This window comes from Aeromicrobium sp. REDSEA-S38_B2 (genome assembly GCF_001628525.1).
In the GTDB taxonomy this organism is placed as follows: domain Bacteria; phylum Actinomycetota; class Actinomycetes; order Propionibacteriales; family Nocardioidaceae; genus Aeromicrobium; species Aeromicrobium erythreum.
Genome location: NZ_LUNH01000025.1, coordinates 57,070 through 71,993, shown reverse-complemented (window position 1 = coordinate 71,993; position 14,924 = coordinate 57,070). Strand labels below are relative to the sequence as shown.

The window sequence follows — 14,924 nt, the reverse complement described above, 5'->3', positions numbered from 1 at the left end:
TTACGGTGTCTGCCCGCCGGCGTGGACCTGAGAGCAGGCGCGGGCGTCCCCCCGCTGATCGCAGCCGCAGATCTGTGCGACGAGGGCGACGCTCGTTCGGTACGTGCTGGGGAACGGATGCTCGCGCGGGCGATCGGGTCCCGCGGGGCCTCCGAGAAGTAGTGCCACTCGATGGTCAAGCGGGAGGGTTGCCGCAACTTCAGCGGGCGCGCGCACTAGTGAGCCGACCGCGACTCTGGCTCGGCCACTAGAGAGCCTGGTACTCCCTCGATCACCTCACCCGTCCTGGCAATCCCGCGTGGACACGTGAGTCATTGAGCCAATGCATCGTCGATGCTGCCGTAGAAGTCTTCTACTGACTGGGGTTCGAGCCGCTCGTTGTCCAGGAAGAAGGACGGGGTTCCTGTCACTCCGAGGGAGAGACCGTCCTGGTAGTCGCGCTCGACGCGCTGCTTGACAGAGTCGCTGGCGACGTCGCGGTCGTAGCGGTTCATGTTGAGTCCGATGTCCTGAGCGAACCCGCGGAAGGTGTCGGCGTGGTCGACATCCTGGTCGCCCCACTGGCTCTGGGTGCGGAACATCATCGAGTACATCTGCTCGATCTTGCCTTGACGGGCCGCGGACTCGACGGCGTAGGCGGCGTTGCGGGAGTTGCGGTGTCCGTCGAGAGGGAAGTAGCGCACGGCGAACGTGACCTCGCCGTCGTAGCGCTCGCGCATCTGCTCCACGAGGGGGTAGAAGGCGCCGCAGGCTTCGCATTCGAAGTCCAGGAACTCCACGAGGGTGGGGCTGCCATCGGGGCCTTGGTCCAGAACGTGGGTGTCGTTTTGGATGGCGACCGACTGCGATCGGCCATCGGGCTTGTCGTCGCCGCGTGTGGCGTCGTAGATGACGAATGACGCGAAGAGGGCCACGACGAGGGCCGAGATGAAGAGTGCGGGTTTGATCGTGGGCCTAGTGCGGGTCTCGCTCATGGTCTCTTCCGCTGGGTTGATTGAGGTCGATGCCCTGACTGACGCGCCGACTCCGTGAATAGTTCCCGCCCGAGGTGTGGCCTGTTCGGTTCGTCGCGCCGTAGACGGCTGGTTCACGACCGGTCATACTACGTCGTGTAGTAGTTCGTCGATCGCGAGGAGTCACGCGCATGAAGGATGCGAAGGCCGCGTTCCGCGTCCGCGCGAGCGCCGTCGCCACCTTCATCCTGATCGTGTTAGCAGTGGTCTCCTCGCCGACGGACCACAGCGATTTCGTCGGGCTCTTCGAGGGTTCGGCGACGAGCCAAACCGCAGAGGCACCGTCTGAGCCGTCAGACCAAGCGATGACGGCGGCCAGTGACAGTCTTGGTGATGCTGTCGGCGTATGCGGGCCTCTCCTGATCTGCGCAGGCATGTTGTTCTCGCTGATTCGGCGCCCCCGGCCCGGGGGTCGGGAAGTGGTGCAAAGACGTTGGCGACTTCGACCGCTGTTCACCACTGACGCCAACCGATTCGCCACGGAACCGCTGCACCGGCTAGTCGTACGTCGTTGCTGAGACTCCGCGACGCCCACTCCGGGCGCCCGCACCATCTCTCACGCTTCCGATCGAAACGACCATCCGATGCACCTTCGCTCCACAGTCCTGTCCACATTCGCTCTGCTCAGCGTCGGCGCTTGTTCTGGCGCCGGTTCCTACTCAGAACTTTTCAGTCAAGCCGATATGGCCTACATCCGCGAGACGACGCTCCACCTCAGCGCCGCGCTGTCCGCCACCGACAGCGTCGAGCCGCGCCGAGCGGAGGAAGTCCCGCGCATCGCCGCCTTCCGCCGCACCGCGCGAGCCGAACTCAATGCCACTGCCGGTCTGGGGAAGTCGAACGGGTTCGTGAGACCCACTGTCTCGGAAGTACGGCGACACGTCGCGGAGCATCCCGACGCGGGTCCGGGGGCACTGATGCCGACCGGCGGCTTTCTGGAGACCGTGGACGCAGCGGCGGTCGACCGGGCCCGCAGTTACCTACGAAAGGGCCGTCATCCAGCCTTGATCAGCACGGCACGCAAGGGGCTCGATGCGCGAACGAGCACAGGGGTCCCCCGGTGAGGACCACGAGGGTCATCGCGGCGCTTGCATTCGCGTGCCTCGTCACGGGGTGCGGGCTGGCGTCTCCGCCACAGGGCCCCGGATCGGAAGGAGAGGGTGCGCCGGTCGGCATCAGTCGCCTCGAAGTTTCCGAGCGCGGAAAGGCCCTGGCCCTGCGCGGCGAGGACCTCCAGGGTGATCCCGTGGACGTCGAGCAGTGGCGCGGGAAGGTCGTCGTGATCAACGTCTGGGGTTCCTGGTGTCCGCCGTGCCGGGAGGAGACGCCGACTCTGAGTCAGATTGCGCGTGAACTCGATGGCGAGGTGGAGTTCCTCGGTATCGCGGTTCGTGAGTCGGCCACGGCGTCGCTGGCGTTCACTCGCCGTTTGAAAGTTCCCTATCCCAGCATCAGTGACTCCTCCGGCGCCTTGCTCACCACGTTCGCCGATTCCCTCCCCGCGGTTGCAGTTCCCACGACCTACATTCTCGACACAGAGGGACGAGTAGCGGTCCGAGTGCTCGACAAGGTGACCTACTCGACCCTCACCGCACTCATCGAGGACGTGCGAGCCGAGTCCGAGGGTCGACAGTGACGCAGTCGAGTCTTTCCATCGTGGCCGAAGGGCCGCTGGTCCTGGCCGCCGCGATCGCGGTCGCCGCCGGTCTCGTGTCCTTCTTCTCCCCTTGCCTCGTGCCCCTACTGCCGGGCTACCTGTCCTACGTCAGCGGGCTGACCGGAGCCGATCTCCGCGATCACCGAGCGCGGGTCGCCACGGGCGCTTCGCTTTTCGTCTTCGGGTTCAGTGCCGTCTTCGTTTCCTATGGGGCGCTCTTCGGGGCCATCGGCATGCACCTGTTGGCCTACCAGCGCGCCATCAACATCTTCCTCGGACTCCTGACGATCATGCTGGGCCTTGGGTTCATCGGCCTGGCGCGGTTCGGCCAACGAGAGTGGCGCATGCGATACCTGCCTCGAGTGGGGGTCGGCAGTGCGCCCTTGCTGGGTGCGATGTTCGGGGTGGGCTGGACACCGTGCCTCGGGCCGACCTTGGCGACCGTCCTGGTGATGTCGACCTCCGAGGCCGACGCCGGGCGCGGAGCGTTCCTCACCGCGATGTACTGCGTTGGACTGGGCCTCCCGTTCATTGCGGCCGCGATCGCCTACCAACGCATGCTCCGCGCAGTGGGCTGGGTGCGGCGTCACCATCGGCTCATACAGATCCTGGGTGGAACGATGATGATCATCGTCGGTGTACTGCTCCTGACCGGGCTGTGGCAGTCGCTGGTGAACTCCCTTCAAGGTTGGGCACTGTCCTACACGGCGCCCATCTGACACGGTTCCGTTATGTCAGTCGTCACTGTATGGTCAGCATGTGCTGACTTATCAGACGCGCCTGGCGGCCATGAGCCGCCTGGGACGCGCGATGACCGACGACAACCGAGCCCGCATCCTCATCGCGTTGCTCGATGCCCCCGGCTTCCCAGCCACCCTGGCCGAGGACCTCGGGTTGACGCGAACGAACGTATCGAACCATCTCGCCTGCCTTCGAGGATGCGGACTCGTCGTCGCTACCCCGGAGGGCCGCAGAACACGCTACGAGATCGCAGATGCGCACCTGACTCGCGCCATCCAGGAACTGCTGCGGGTCGTGCTCGCCGTCGATGACGGCCAACCCTGCACCGATGAGCACTGCGACGTACCTCTGTGCTGCGGACCCGCTACGGAGGTGGAGTCGTGAGCAAGGAGTGCTGCGGACCCGACACAGCCGCGACGACCGACGCCCCGACCCAGGTCGTCCCCCTCCCGCCCTGGTGGACCGATCGAGGTCTAGCGCTTCCCGTGACCTCCGGGCTCTTCCTCGTCCTGGGCTACCTGACGTCATGGATCCTCGGAGCCGACAGCCTGTCGGCGGCGCTCCACGTCGCAGCCCTCACCTCGGGCGCCCTGACCTTCGTGCCCGACACCCTGCGCCACCTGACCCGCGGCCATCTTGGCGTCGGCCTGCTCATGACGATCGCCGCGACCGGCGCTGTCATCCTCGGGCACATCGCCGAGGCTGCCGCCCTGGCGTTCCTGTTCTCCATCGCGGAAGCACTGGAGGACCGGGCGATGGATCGGGCCAAACACGGACTCTCAGCGCTCCTGTCCCTCGTACCCGAGACGACCAGAGTGCTGCGCGATGGGCACGTCCATGACGTCGCCGTTGCCGACGTGCACATCGGCGACGTCCTCGTGGTGGGCGCCGGAGATCGTCTCGCCACCGACGGGCTCGTAGAGTCCGGTCGTTCCAGCCTGGACACCTCCGCCATCACAGGCGAGTCGATCCCCGTCGACCGCGGCCCCGGCGACGACGTACTGGCAGGCTCTGTTCTGGGGTCTGGCTCGCTGCGAGTGCGCGCGACGGCGGACGGCACCGACAACTCACTGACCACCATCGTTCGGCTCGTTCACGAAGCGCACCTACGAAAGGGCCGACGCGCGCGGCTCGCCGACACCATCGCGCGCCCGCTGGTCCCAACCGTGCTCGTCGTCTCTGCCGTCGTCGCCATCATCGGATCGCTCTTCGGAGATCCGGACGTGTGGATCGAGCGGGCGCTCATCGTGCTCGTCGCAGCATCGCCCTGCGCCCTGGCGATTGCCGTACCCGTCACGGTGATCTCAGCAATCGGCTCGGCAAGTCGTCTCGGCGTCATCATCAAGTCCGGTGAAGCGTTCGAGCGCTTCGGCACCATCCGACAAGTCGCCTTGGACAAGACCGGCACCCTCACCGCGAACGAGCCGCGCGTCAGCCGCGTCGAGACCGCCGATGGCTTCAGCCGAGACCAAGTGCTGGCGTGGGCGGCATCCCTGGAGCAGTCCAGCACCCACCCCCTGGCCCAAGCCGTCGTCAGCGCCGTCGACCAGGCGCCGACAGCCGCAGACGTCGAGGAGCACGCCGGGCAAGGCGTGATCGGCATCGTCGAGGGCAACCACGTGCGCCTGGGCAACACCCGTTGGATCAACCCCGGACCGCTCGCCGAGGTTGCGTCCGCGATGGCCGCCGACGGGATGAGCGTCGTTGTTGTTGAGCGCGACGAACATGTCGTCGGCGTCATCGGCGTGCGTGATGACCTCAGAGCGAGCGCAGCACCAGCCGTCAGCGACCTTCGCCGCGACGGTATCTCAGCCGTGATGCTCACCGGCGACAACCGAGCGACAGCAAACGCCCTCGCCCGGCAGGCTGACATCGACCAGGTGTTCGCCGAGCAGATGCCTGCCGACAAGGCTGACGTGGTCCGGCGCATGAGCGAAGAAGCCCCGACGGCGATGATCGGCGACGGCATCAACGACGCCCCTGCGCTCGCCTCAGCAACGGTCGGCATCGCCATGGGCGCCACCGGCTCGGCTGCCGCGGTCGAGTCCGCTGACATCGCGTTCACTGGACACGACCTGCGGCAGATACCCGCGGCTATCGCTCACGCCCGCCGCGGACGGGCCATCATGACCGGAAACATCGCACTCGCCCTGGCGATCATCATCGTGCTCTTCCCCCTCGCGCTCTTCGGCGTCCTCGGCCTGGCGGGCGTCGTCCTGGTTCATGAGGTCGCCGAGGTTCTCGTCATCGCCAATGGCGCACGCGCCGCCCGGCTCCGTCCGCAGCGCGCCCTTGAGCCGAGCCCTCGATCAGCACCCGCGACGTGCGCCGACGGCTGCTGCCAGCCAGCGGCCGTCGGCGGAAGAACCGTCTTCGAGATCGTCAAACGTCGTTCCTGACCTCGTGACCCGAGACACGGCGCTGCATCCTCAGCGCCCGTATCGTGTGTCTTGACTGGCAGCCCGAGTCGGGCGTCAGACTCCTCGACAGGAGCACCGCCATGACAGATCAAGCCGAGGCTCCGTACGACGAGCAGTCGCCGCAGCAGCAGGCCGAGACCCGACGCCGATGGGACGCCGACATCAGGGCGACCCGGGAGGCACTGAACTACGAAGAGCGCTTCGCCGCGGAGGGCCGCGCTTACGTCGAGGCTGCACCCGACGGATCTGTGGTTCACTGCGGAGCGCCGCGCTAGCCGCTGCCGAGACCATCGGTCGCTCGCCCGGCGGCACTCACTCACGGCTCGCTGACTTTCGGCCCGACCGCGGTTTCGGTCACCGTCCTACTCCACCTCGCCCTGGGCTGATGACTCTCACCGGCCCAGACTCGCGGTCTCTCGCCAGACGCTGGGCGTCCTCACGCAGATCCCTTCTCAACTCGTCCATTGCGACGTGCAACGTCTTGGACTTCAGCAAGAGATTGTGCTGCCACGTGCCGCGCTCTGAACGTCGGAAGGTGGCTGACGCCCTGCTGATGGCGGCTTGGACCCCGTCGTGCGCTCGGAACATCTCGGTGAGGAGTTCGGCAGGAATCTCGACGATCTGTCGGCCGTCCGCCATGACGCGGATCCGAGCCTCAGGGACGTCTTGCGCGACATCTGCGTCGGCTGCCACTTCCGGGTGACGGCGCATCCTCTGGATGTGCGTCTTGCGCAGACGAACGCAGTCGTCGCAGATGTGCCGACGTGATCGTTCCCCCGCGGCAGCGAGGCACCGGAGGCAGAACGCGCAGTAGCGAGTGCCGTCCGGTGCAAGAACAGCGGAGACCTCGTGGGTTGCGAGACTCTCTACGGTTCGCGCTCGTCCTGGCGGCTTGCAGCGCCCGTGATGCAGCGCTGGATCCCAAAACTCACCAGGCTCGACAAGCCTCGGCGACTGGCCTGCGTTCCGTCCAGTTGTGTCAGAGGGCATCCAATCCACCTGTCGCTTGTCGTACGTACTTCACGTGTCGTACGTACGACAGTAGGCCCGGAAGTGCCCCTTGGCTCCGGAATTGCAGGCATCTCGGTCAGGGTCGATGCGTCGGGCGGCGCGCCCGCTGACATATCGCGCGCCGACGACGGCTCGCTGTCATGCCCTGACTGGACGGTTGCCATCGAGTCGCCGAGATCCACTGCAAGCCAGCAGGAAGGGATTGACGCGCTGGCATGACGGACTCCACGATCACTGTGCGCATACGCACAGCATTGAAGAAGTGAATGGGCGGCGAGGTGGCACCCTCACCGCCCACTGAGGCCAAGGCCTCACGTTGCACCCGATCGAACGGGTCCGGTCTCACCCACCCCTAACAAAGGAAGCAAGACCATGAACAACTTCACTGCCCCCAGTGTGCCCACCCGCACTGACGGCTCCCACCGTCCATGGACGGCACACATGACATGTGCACCCGCGCGGCGTCAGCGCACGCACCACGTCGGCGTTGACGCGACGAACGGACGGTGCCTCTGATGGGCCGCCGCTACCTCGACAGCCCCCGCCTGAGCGACGCCGCCGCGAGACAGCGCGCAGAAGACGACGTGGTGCCCGCCGCCGCGAGAGTCGCTCGGACCGTCGAGTCCGATGAAGAACAGGCACGACGTCGGGAGATGCTCCTGAAGTGGACGTTCCGCCTGAGCCCGGAGGCCGTCGAGGCGGTCAGAGAGACGGTCATCGCGTTGACGATCCGACACCGCTTCCGCTCCGAGGAGTCCGACCGCAGCCTCTACAAGCAGACGATGCCTTACGCGGTCTGGTGTCATCAGCACCTCGGCCGCTTCGACCCCGACATCGACCTGGTCGATCACGTCCTGGTCGACAGGATCCCGAAGGTCTGGCCACAGCACGCCGAGTCCTCTCGCGCGACCCGGATGGCCGGCCTCCGGCGGCTGCGTCGCGGACCTCAACCCGCAGCAGGAAGGCGGCGGCGCCCACAGAAGGCCTTCGACCAGCGAGGGTTGCAGGACCTGTACCGAGGGGCAGAGAACGCAGGCAAGTACAAGAACGCAGCCCATGTGCTCCTGGGCCTCTCAGCGGGTGCTGGGTTGAACTCGGCGGAGATCGTTCGCGCCCGTGGTGACTGGTTCTCCGAGGAGCACGGGCTCCCCTGCCTGTACGTGCCGAACGAGGACGGAGAGTTCCGCGTCGTCCCGCTCGAAGCCCGAACGGCGGCCCGTCTGCGTCCGCTGGCGAAGGAACGACCGGACGAGCGCCTGTTTCGCCCGACCGCGCGGGCCTACAGCAGCCTCATCTCCGACACCAACCTCCTGATCCTCAGGCAGACAGAACTGTGGCGACCGTTCACCGTCCCGCGAGCACGTCACACCTGGATCAGCAGGCTGCTCTCGATGTCGATCCCGTTCACCACCGTCTGCGCGATGGCAGGCATCAAGCCCGGCAACTCACTGCCGTCGGACCTTGTCGGCGACCTCGACACCCCGTCCACCGAGGACGTGTTCAAGGCCTTCAAGGCTGCGCACCGTCACACGGGAGCACTGCGATGAGCGCCGACTCTCCCGCGATCACCCGGGTCGACAACACCGACTTGGTCCTGGCTATCGCGGCCAGCATCATCGACCACTCCGGAGCACTGACGACGCTCCTGACGCACAAGCCCCCGCAGGCGTACGCCGGGCGCAGGCGTGGACCCAAGCGACGGCTTCCGATCCATCCGCCGAGGCTCATGCTGGTCTGCGTGATGGAGTTGGTGTACCGGGCCATCAGCGTCATCACCGCTGACGACATGCTTGACGCCATCTGGTCCCGCTACACCGAGGCACAGTTCGCCGCGCTGGGCTACCCGGGATGGCGAGACGCCGCGCGCCAGCGAGACATGGGCAAGGCGCCCGGTCAGCAGCACGACAACCTCAGCCCCGCCGAACGGAAACTGCACCGGGACACCTGGCACGCGGAGAAGAAGCGCCTGGCCGAGCAGTTCGCGGCCCTGCTCGAAGCCATCGAGACCACCTACGGTCACGCTGGTCGACGCCACTCCAAGGAAACGATCGAGGAGTGGCAGTCCGACCCGATCTACATCGAACGCGAACGCCTCTCCCACGCTCTCGTGAACCAGATCGCGATCCGCGGGAGCCTCTACGCCCTCCAGAAGAGGTTCCACCCCACAGCAGACCCGGACGACCTGTCCACCGGCGTCCTCAAGGGCTTCGCTGGCGACCTTGGAGCCGACGAGCACATCTGCGTCACCACGAGCGGTCTCGGCGGCAAGCGCACCATCCCCGTTCGGCAGACAACCCGGCTCACTGCCTTCACCCGCCAGTACAAGGCGGCCGAGGCGTTCGGACTGACGGTCGTCGTGGGAATGTCGCGAGTCGGGACGCCGATACTCCCTTCGCTCGCCCTCGGCGTCAACATCGGTGCTCCGTCGAAGGGTTCCGGTCCCGCCGTCCTGAGGTCGCTCCAGAGCATGATCGACTTCGGCATCCGCCCCGAACGCAGAGGGCGGAGCCGCCACTACATCGCCTTCGACATGGGGTACCCCGGCGCCGACGGCCTCAACGCCAGCCTCATCGACATGGGCTTCTCCACCCTCGTCACCTATCCGGAGCACTGGACACAGGGCATCGACCTGTCGCACAGCGTGCACCTGTCCGAGAAGCGGAAAACTGCCCTCGGACTGGACGACGCGCCCGGAGGCGCTGGGCCCTACCTCTTCAACGGGTGCATCACCTGCCCTGCCGCCAAACGCACCATCGATCATCTACTCGAACGGGTGCCGACCGACGGCAAGAGGCGCAAGCCTCATGTCAGGCCCCGCTGGGAGCCCCCGATCCCGGTACTCTCCAGCGACGGGTCGCTCGTCAGCATCCACAACCACACCAACGCGGTGCTCTCCGCCGCTGCGATGCCACTCAACGGACGCCCCACGCCCGTGGTGAACGCCAAGCCGGGACGCCCCTCGAAGTCCGCAAAGTCTGCTGAGTCCGTTGAGGGGTCCTACCGGGTGCAGGTCTCCTGCCCTGCCGCATCAGGTCGGGCGAGGTGTTCCCGCGTCCCGGCGTCGATGGATCTGCCGGGCGACCTGCCCACCTTCGAGAGACACCCCTCGGGACCCATGCCGACCGTCTGCTTGGTGGACCAAGTGAGCATCATCATGGACGCCGACACCCTCAAGCGCTGGCAACCACTGATGAGCGGAACATGGGCTCACGAAGACCTCCACTCCGCCTACAGATCCGACACCGAACGGTTCTTCTCCACACTGGTCAGCCCATCCGGTGGCGACCACAGCATGTACAAGTTCAGTGCCTACAAGAACTCGCTCAACATGCTCTTCGCCGCCTGCACCATCGCGGTCACCAACTACAAGAACTACGAACGCTTCGTAGAGAACCACGCCTTCGACCGAACACCCGGCGAACCACTCACGTTCCCGGACCGGTCAAAGACGAAACAGACCAGAGACCGCGAGACCCTGCTCGCGAGGCTGCAACAGCCCGCCGCATAACACCGCGCCACTCCCAGCCCCAGCCGACGGCGTCGCCGTCGGCTGGGGCTTTCTCTAGGAAAGATCGACCCAGTTCGCGCCGTCGAACCGTCTTGTGAAGGTCAGCCCGGAGAAGCCGCAAATCTCGGCGTCCGAACGCGGCGATCAGCCCGTATCCAGCAGCCCGGGAGAGGCCAACCTCGCGCGACTCCGCCGCCATTCCAGGCGAATCGTGAGCGTTCGGAAACTCTAGGAAACGGGCAGCCCTGTCGTAGGGAAGTCGACCAACTGACTTCACGGGGCCAAGCAGGAGAGGCCGAAACGAATAACGTGGACCCCTCACCACCGGCGGGTCGCTCGGCGGCCCGCCCTCTCGCACGCGTCACCGCCGCGTCCTCCGGCGTCGCGCCGTGACGCCGTCGTGCTGCGTCACGCCCGCCCATGCGCCCTGAAGGCACTACACCAAGGCATCTCCAGGGCCCGGCACGTGGTCCCCGTCACGTGAAGCGCTTGACGAATGGTGTGCCGCCCCTCACACTCATTTCGATACAACCTCTCACGGAATGAGAATTTGATGCACGTAGCGGTACTTGGACTGGGTGAAGCCGGCGCGCTGTACGCCTCCGCCTGCACGAGGCAGGGCTGGGACGTCACGGGCTACGACCCCGGCGACGTCCCCACGCCCGACCACGTCGTCCGCGCGATCTCGATCGCCGACGCGGTCCTCGAGGCCGACGTCGTGCTCGGCCTCACCGGCGCGCGTGCCGCCGTGGCCGTCGCCACCGAGGCCGCCACCGCGATGCGTCCCGGCTCCTGCTTCGCCGACTTGAACTCGGGCTCGTCGGCCCTCAAGGACGACGTCCGCGCCGCGCTCGAGGGGCACGACGTCCTCCTCGCCGACGTCGCCGTGATCGGTTCGGTCCCGACCTTCGGCGCTCGCACCCCGCTGATCGTCAGCGGCTCCGGCAGCCCCGTCGCCGCCTCGTTGTTCGCCGCGCTCGGTGCCGACGTCGACGACATCGGCGGGGCGCCCGGCGACGCCGCCACCCGCAAGCTGGTCCGCTCGAGCTGGATGAAGGGAGTCGCGGCGCTCATCGTCGAGACACTCGAGGCCGGCCGAGCCGCCGGGCTCGAGGACTGGACCCGCGAACAGGTCGCCGAGCAGCTCGCCGACGGCGCCGTCGCGATGGACCGGCTCTACGACAGCACCTACAAGCACGCCGCACGCCGCGCGCACGAGATGCGCGACGCCACCCGGCAGATCGCCGACGCGGGCCTCGTGCCCGTCATGGCCCGCGCGACCGCGGCCCTGCACCAGCAGCTCGCCGAGAACCACACGATCGTCGACGCCGACGTGCTCCGTGCGTGGGAGGACCTGCCGGTGGCCAACATCGGCGACGCCCGCGGTCGTCTCGGCATCACCCGCGACCTGCATGCCCCGTGGCGCGGTGCGACCATGGTCGGCCGCGCCCGCACCGTGACCGTCGCCGGCGGCGACAACGTCGGGATCCAGCGCATCATCGAGCAGGCCCGCCCGCACGACGTGATCGTCGTCGACGGACAGGCCGACACCAGCCGCGCCCTGGTCGGTGAGCTCATCGCCGGTCGCCTCATCGCCAAGGGGGTCGCCGGCATGGTCATCGACGGCGCCATCCGCGACGCGGAGGACCTGCAGGACATGGGCTTCCCCATCTGGCACCGCGCCCGCAACGCCGCCGGCCCCTACAAGAACGGGCCCTTTCATCATGGTGAGCCCGTGTCGGTGGGCGGGGTCGTGTGCCTCGAGGGCGACCTCGTGGTGGCCGACGGCGACGGCGTCACCTTCGTCCGGCCGCACGAGGCTCCCGCCCTCCTCCCCGCCGCCCGCGCCGTGCAGGAGGACGAGGCCCGGCGTCGTGAGGGCATCTCGGCAGCCGTCGACGCGTACCGTCGAGCCCAGGAGGAGGTGTCGTGAGCGCGATCATCGCCCTGCTCGTCTACATGGCGGCCATCATCGTCTGGAACTTCGTCCTCGGCCGCAACATCGGCGAGGCCATGCTGGTCGGCCTGCTCGTCGTCACGGCCTTCGCCGGCGCCGACGCCTGGACCGTCCTCACCCACGCGTTCTGGGAGGCCACGCAGGAGCAGGTCATGTTCGCGGGCCTTGCCTTCGTCTTCATGAGCTACGTCCTGGGCCAGACGCCGGTGCTGGACCGGATGATCGACATCCTGAACTCGGTGCTCGGCCGCGTCCGCGGCGGACCCGTCTACACGAGCACCGTCGCGGCCGGGGCGTTCGGCTCCGTCGCCCACGTGGGCGCGTCGGTCACGGCGGCGGTCGGCTCGATCACCATCCCCTGGATGAAGCGCGCCCAGGTCCGCCCGGAGATCGCGGGCAGCGTCGTCGCCGGGTGCGCCGGCATGGGCGTCACCTTCCCGTTCAGCTCGACGATGTTCATCCTCACGGGCGCCCTGGCGACCACCGGGACGCTCACGGTGGACGAGCTGGTCATCCCGCTGGCGGTCGGTGGTCTCTGGTGCCTCGGCGTGCGCCTCGTGGTGAACGCCTACATGGTCCGCAAGTACGACCTGCGCGCGATGGACCCCGCTGACCGACTGCCGTTCGGGCGCAGCTTCTCCCGCGGGTGGACCTCGTTGACCCTGTTCATCGGCATGGTCGTGCCGGTCCTGCTCACGATGGGCTGGACGTCGGCGCGGCTCAGCGACTACGTCGGCGTCGACACGGGTGAGGCGCTCAGCCTCATCGTCTGGATCCCCGTCCTCATGATCGCGATCGTCGGGCTCCTCGGCCGGCGACACCTGCCCCGCGGGGGACGCGACTGGTTCGAGCTCCTCGCGGGAGCCGCGCCGCGGTTCGGAGTCATCGGCGTGACGATCGTGGCCGCGTTCGCGGCGGCGAACGTGCTCGGCGAGCTCGGTCTGCCCGCGCAGCTGACCACCGCGCTGGAGGCTGTCGACGCCCCCCGCCCGGTGATGGCGCTCATCGTCGGAGCCGTCGTGGTCGCGATCGCCATCCCGCTGACCGCGTCGGCCACGATGGCGGCGATCGGACCGGTGGCGGTGGCCGCGCTCATCGGGGTCGGCGTCGAGCCGGCCGTGGCGGCGACGGCCGTCCTGATCTTCGCCTCGACCGAGGGCGCCTCGCCCCCGTCCGGTGCGCCGATCTACGTCGCCGCAGGACTCGCCCAGGTCGACCCCGCCAAGATGTTCCGCCCCCTCGTCACCTACTTCTGCCTGCCCATCCTGGGCATCGGCGTCCTCATCGCGTCTGGAGTGCTGCCCGTATGAACCCCCTCGACCACCCGACGACCATCGATCCGTCCGCCGCACCGTCCGAGAGACCGGCGACGGCTCGACTGCGGTCCTTCCTGCGCCTCGGCTTCGTCGTCACTCTCCTGGTGTTCCTGGCCGGCGGGTTCGTGCTCGTCGGGGCGCAGGCCGTGCAGCTCGTCGCCGGCGACGGTCCCGCGGTGGCCGCGATCGGCGAACGGCTCGGGCCGCCGACCTTCACGGTCGCCACCGTGTGCGGGCTGTTCGCGTTCGCGCTCGAGTACCTGCGACCCGCCAGCGCGAGGGACGAGGATGCCTGACGGGCGCCTCGACGTCACCGCGTCCTACGACGACCTGCTGCGACGCGGTGACGCCCCTCCCGGCTCCACCTGGGGACTGTTCGACCCGACCAGCGAGCGCGGCATGGCCGACCTCGCCGGACCGGAGCAGGTGCTTGCGGCGTCGTCGCTGGTGCGGACGGGCGAGGTCGTGAACCTCGACCACAGCCTCGCGGCCTTCGACCCGCCCATGGCGCGCGCCCGCCAGGCGCCTCGGCACACGATCGTCGCCGGGCACCCGCAGTCGCGCGACGACAGCCTCGACTTCTTCCTGCAGGCGAGCTCGCAGGTCGACGGTCTGCGGCACCGTCGCGCCCAGGACTGGGGGTTCTACGACGGGCACGCCGACGCACAGATCGCCGTCGGCAGTCCTACCCTCGGGGTGCAGCGCTGGGCCGAACGGCCCGTGGTGGGTCGCGGGGTGCTGCTCGACGTCGCGGCCGCCCGGGCCGGTCTCGGTGCGCCGCTCGACCACGCGCGGGGCGAGGTCCTCGAGGTCGACGACCTGGAGGCCGCCGCCCGCCGCCAGGACGTCGCCGTCGAGCCGGGCGACCTCGTGCTCGTGCACACCGGCTGGGCGTCGTGGTACCTCGGCCTGGACCGCGAGGCGCGCACCGAGGTCCGCGACCGTCGCTGCGCCACGGGCTTCGCGCAGCGCCGCGCACTCCCCAGGTGGCTCTGGGACCACCGGGTCGCCCTGTTCGCCACTGACACGTTCGCGGTCGAGCGGCTCCCTGTGGTGCCCGACAGCGAGTTCGCCGCGTCGGCCGTCGACGACGCGGGCATGATGCACCAGGAGCTGATCGCCTCCCTCGGGATGCCGCTCGGCGAGCTGTGGCGTCTCGACGCCCTCGCGGCGGCGTGCGCGCAGGACCAGCGCTGGCAGTGCCTCGTCGTCGTCAAGCCGCTGCACCTCGAGGGCGGGGTCGGCTCGCCGGCCAACGCGACGGCGCTGCGCTGAGCGAGCGGTCCGCTCCGGCGAGCAGG

Annotated in this window: 14 protein-coding genes; 13 read left to right on the top strand and 1 reads right to left on the bottom strand. The window is 68.0% G+C overall.

Annotation, left to right across the window (positions count from 1 at the left end; genetic code table 11):
• Window positions 1-311 precede the first annotated feature (311 nt).
• Window positions 312-974: a DsbA family protein gene (locus A6Q81_RS06910; protein WP_286689964.1), complete on the bottom strand. Its 663-nt coding sequence runs from the start codon at window positions 972-974 to the stop codon at window positions 312-314.
• A 170-nt stretch (window positions 975-1,144) separates the two neighbouring features.
• On the opposite strand from A6Q81_RS06910, the gene A6Q81_RS06905 reads away from it, so the two are divergent.
• The 13 genes from A6Q81_RS06905 to A6Q81_RS06845 all read left to right on the top strand — a co-directional run bounded on the left by A6Q81_RS06905 (window position 1,145) and on the right by A6Q81_RS06845 (window position 14,898).
• Window positions 1,145-1,531, top strand: a complete 387-nt coding sequence (locus A6Q81_RS06905) for a hypothetical protein (protein WP_286689963.1) — start codon at window positions 1,145-1,147, stop codon at window positions 1,529-1,531.
• Window positions 1,532-1,597: 66 nt separating this feature from the next.
• Window positions 1,598-2,077 (top strand): hypothetical protein, encoded by a 480-nt coding sequence (locus tag A6Q81_RS06900; RefSeq protein WP_286689962.1) that lies wholly within the window; start codon window positions 1,598-1,600, stop codon window positions 2,075-2,077.
• Complete coding sequence (locus A6Q81_RS06895) at window positions 2,074-2,649, top strand: TlpA family protein disulfide reductase (protein WP_286689961.1); 576 nt, start codon at window positions 2,074-2,076, stop codon at window positions 2,647-2,649. The genes A6Q81_RS06900 and A6Q81_RS06895 overlap by 4 nt, the downstream gene beginning before the upstream one ends.
• The gene (locus A6Q81_RS06890; RefSeq protein WP_286689960.1) at window positions 2,646-3,389 is read left to right on the top strand and encodes a cytochrome c biogenesis CcdA family protein; all 744 of its coding nucleotides are present in this window, start codon (window positions 2,646-2,648) and stop codon (window positions 3,387-3,389) included. The genes A6Q81_RS06895 and A6Q81_RS06890 overlap by 4 nt, the downstream gene beginning before the upstream one ends.
• A 40-nt stretch (window positions 3,390-3,429) precedes the next feature.
• Entirely contained in the window at window positions 3,430-3,795 is a 366-nt protein-coding gene (gene cmtR, locus A6Q81_RS06885) for a Cd(II)/Pb(II)-sensing metalloregulatory transcriptional regulator CmtR (RefSeq protein WP_286689959.1), read from the top strand.
• A 101-nt stretch (window positions 3,796-3,896) separates the two neighbouring features.
• Window positions 3,897-5,810 carry a heavy metal translocating P-type ATPase gene (locus A6Q81_RS06880; RefSeq protein ID WP_286689958.1) on the top strand — a complete coding sequence of 638 codons (1,914 nt, stop codon included), beginning with the start codon at window positions 3,897-3,899 and terminating at the stop codon, window positions 5,808-5,810.
• A 582-nt stretch (window positions 5,811-6,392) separates the two neighbouring features.
• A complete protein-coding gene (locus A6Q81_RS06875; RefSeq protein ID WP_286689957.1) occupies window positions 6,393-6,599 on the top strand; it encodes a hypothetical protein in 207 nt (68 codons plus the stop codon).
• Between the two features lie 758 nt (window positions 6,600-7,357).
• Window positions 7,358-8,389, top strand: coding sequence for a site-specific integrase (locus A6Q81_RS06870; RefSeq protein ID WP_286689956.1), 1,032 nt, complete (start codon window positions 7,358-7,360; stop codon window positions 8,387-8,389).
• A complete protein-coding gene (locus A6Q81_RS06865; protein ID WP_286689955.1) occupies window positions 8,386-10,350 on the top strand; it encodes a hypothetical protein in 1,965 nt (654 codons plus the stop codon). Before A6Q81_RS06870 ends, A6Q81_RS06865 begins: the two co-directional genes overlap by 4 nt.
• Before the next feature lie 553 nt (window positions 10,351-10,903).
• Window positions 10,904-12,283, top strand: a complete 1,380-nt coding sequence (locus tag A6Q81_RS06860) for an RraA family protein (RefSeq protein WP_286689954.1) — start codon at window positions 10,904-10,906, stop codon at window positions 12,281-12,283.
• On the top strand, window positions 12,280-13,617 hold the full coding sequence (locus A6Q81_RS06855) for a TRAP transporter large permease subunit (RefSeq protein ID WP_286689953.1): 1,338 nt from the start codon (window positions 12,280-12,282) through the stop codon (window positions 13,615-13,617). Before A6Q81_RS06860 ends, A6Q81_RS06855 begins: the two co-directional genes overlap by 4 nt.
• Entirely contained in the window at window positions 13,614-13,919 is a 306-nt protein-coding gene (locus tag A6Q81_RS06850) for a hypothetical protein (protein WP_286689952.1), read from the top strand. The genes A6Q81_RS06855 and A6Q81_RS06850 overlap by 4 nt, the downstream gene beginning before the upstream one ends.
• Window positions 13,912-14,898 carry a cyclase family protein gene (locus tag A6Q81_RS06845; protein WP_286689951.1) on the top strand — a complete coding sequence of 329 codons (987 nt, stop codon included), beginning with the start codon at window positions 13,912-13,914 and terminating at the stop codon, window positions 14,896-14,898. Before A6Q81_RS06850 ends, A6Q81_RS06845 begins: the two co-directional genes overlap by 8 nt.
• Window positions 14,899-14,924: the final 26 nt, after the last annotated feature.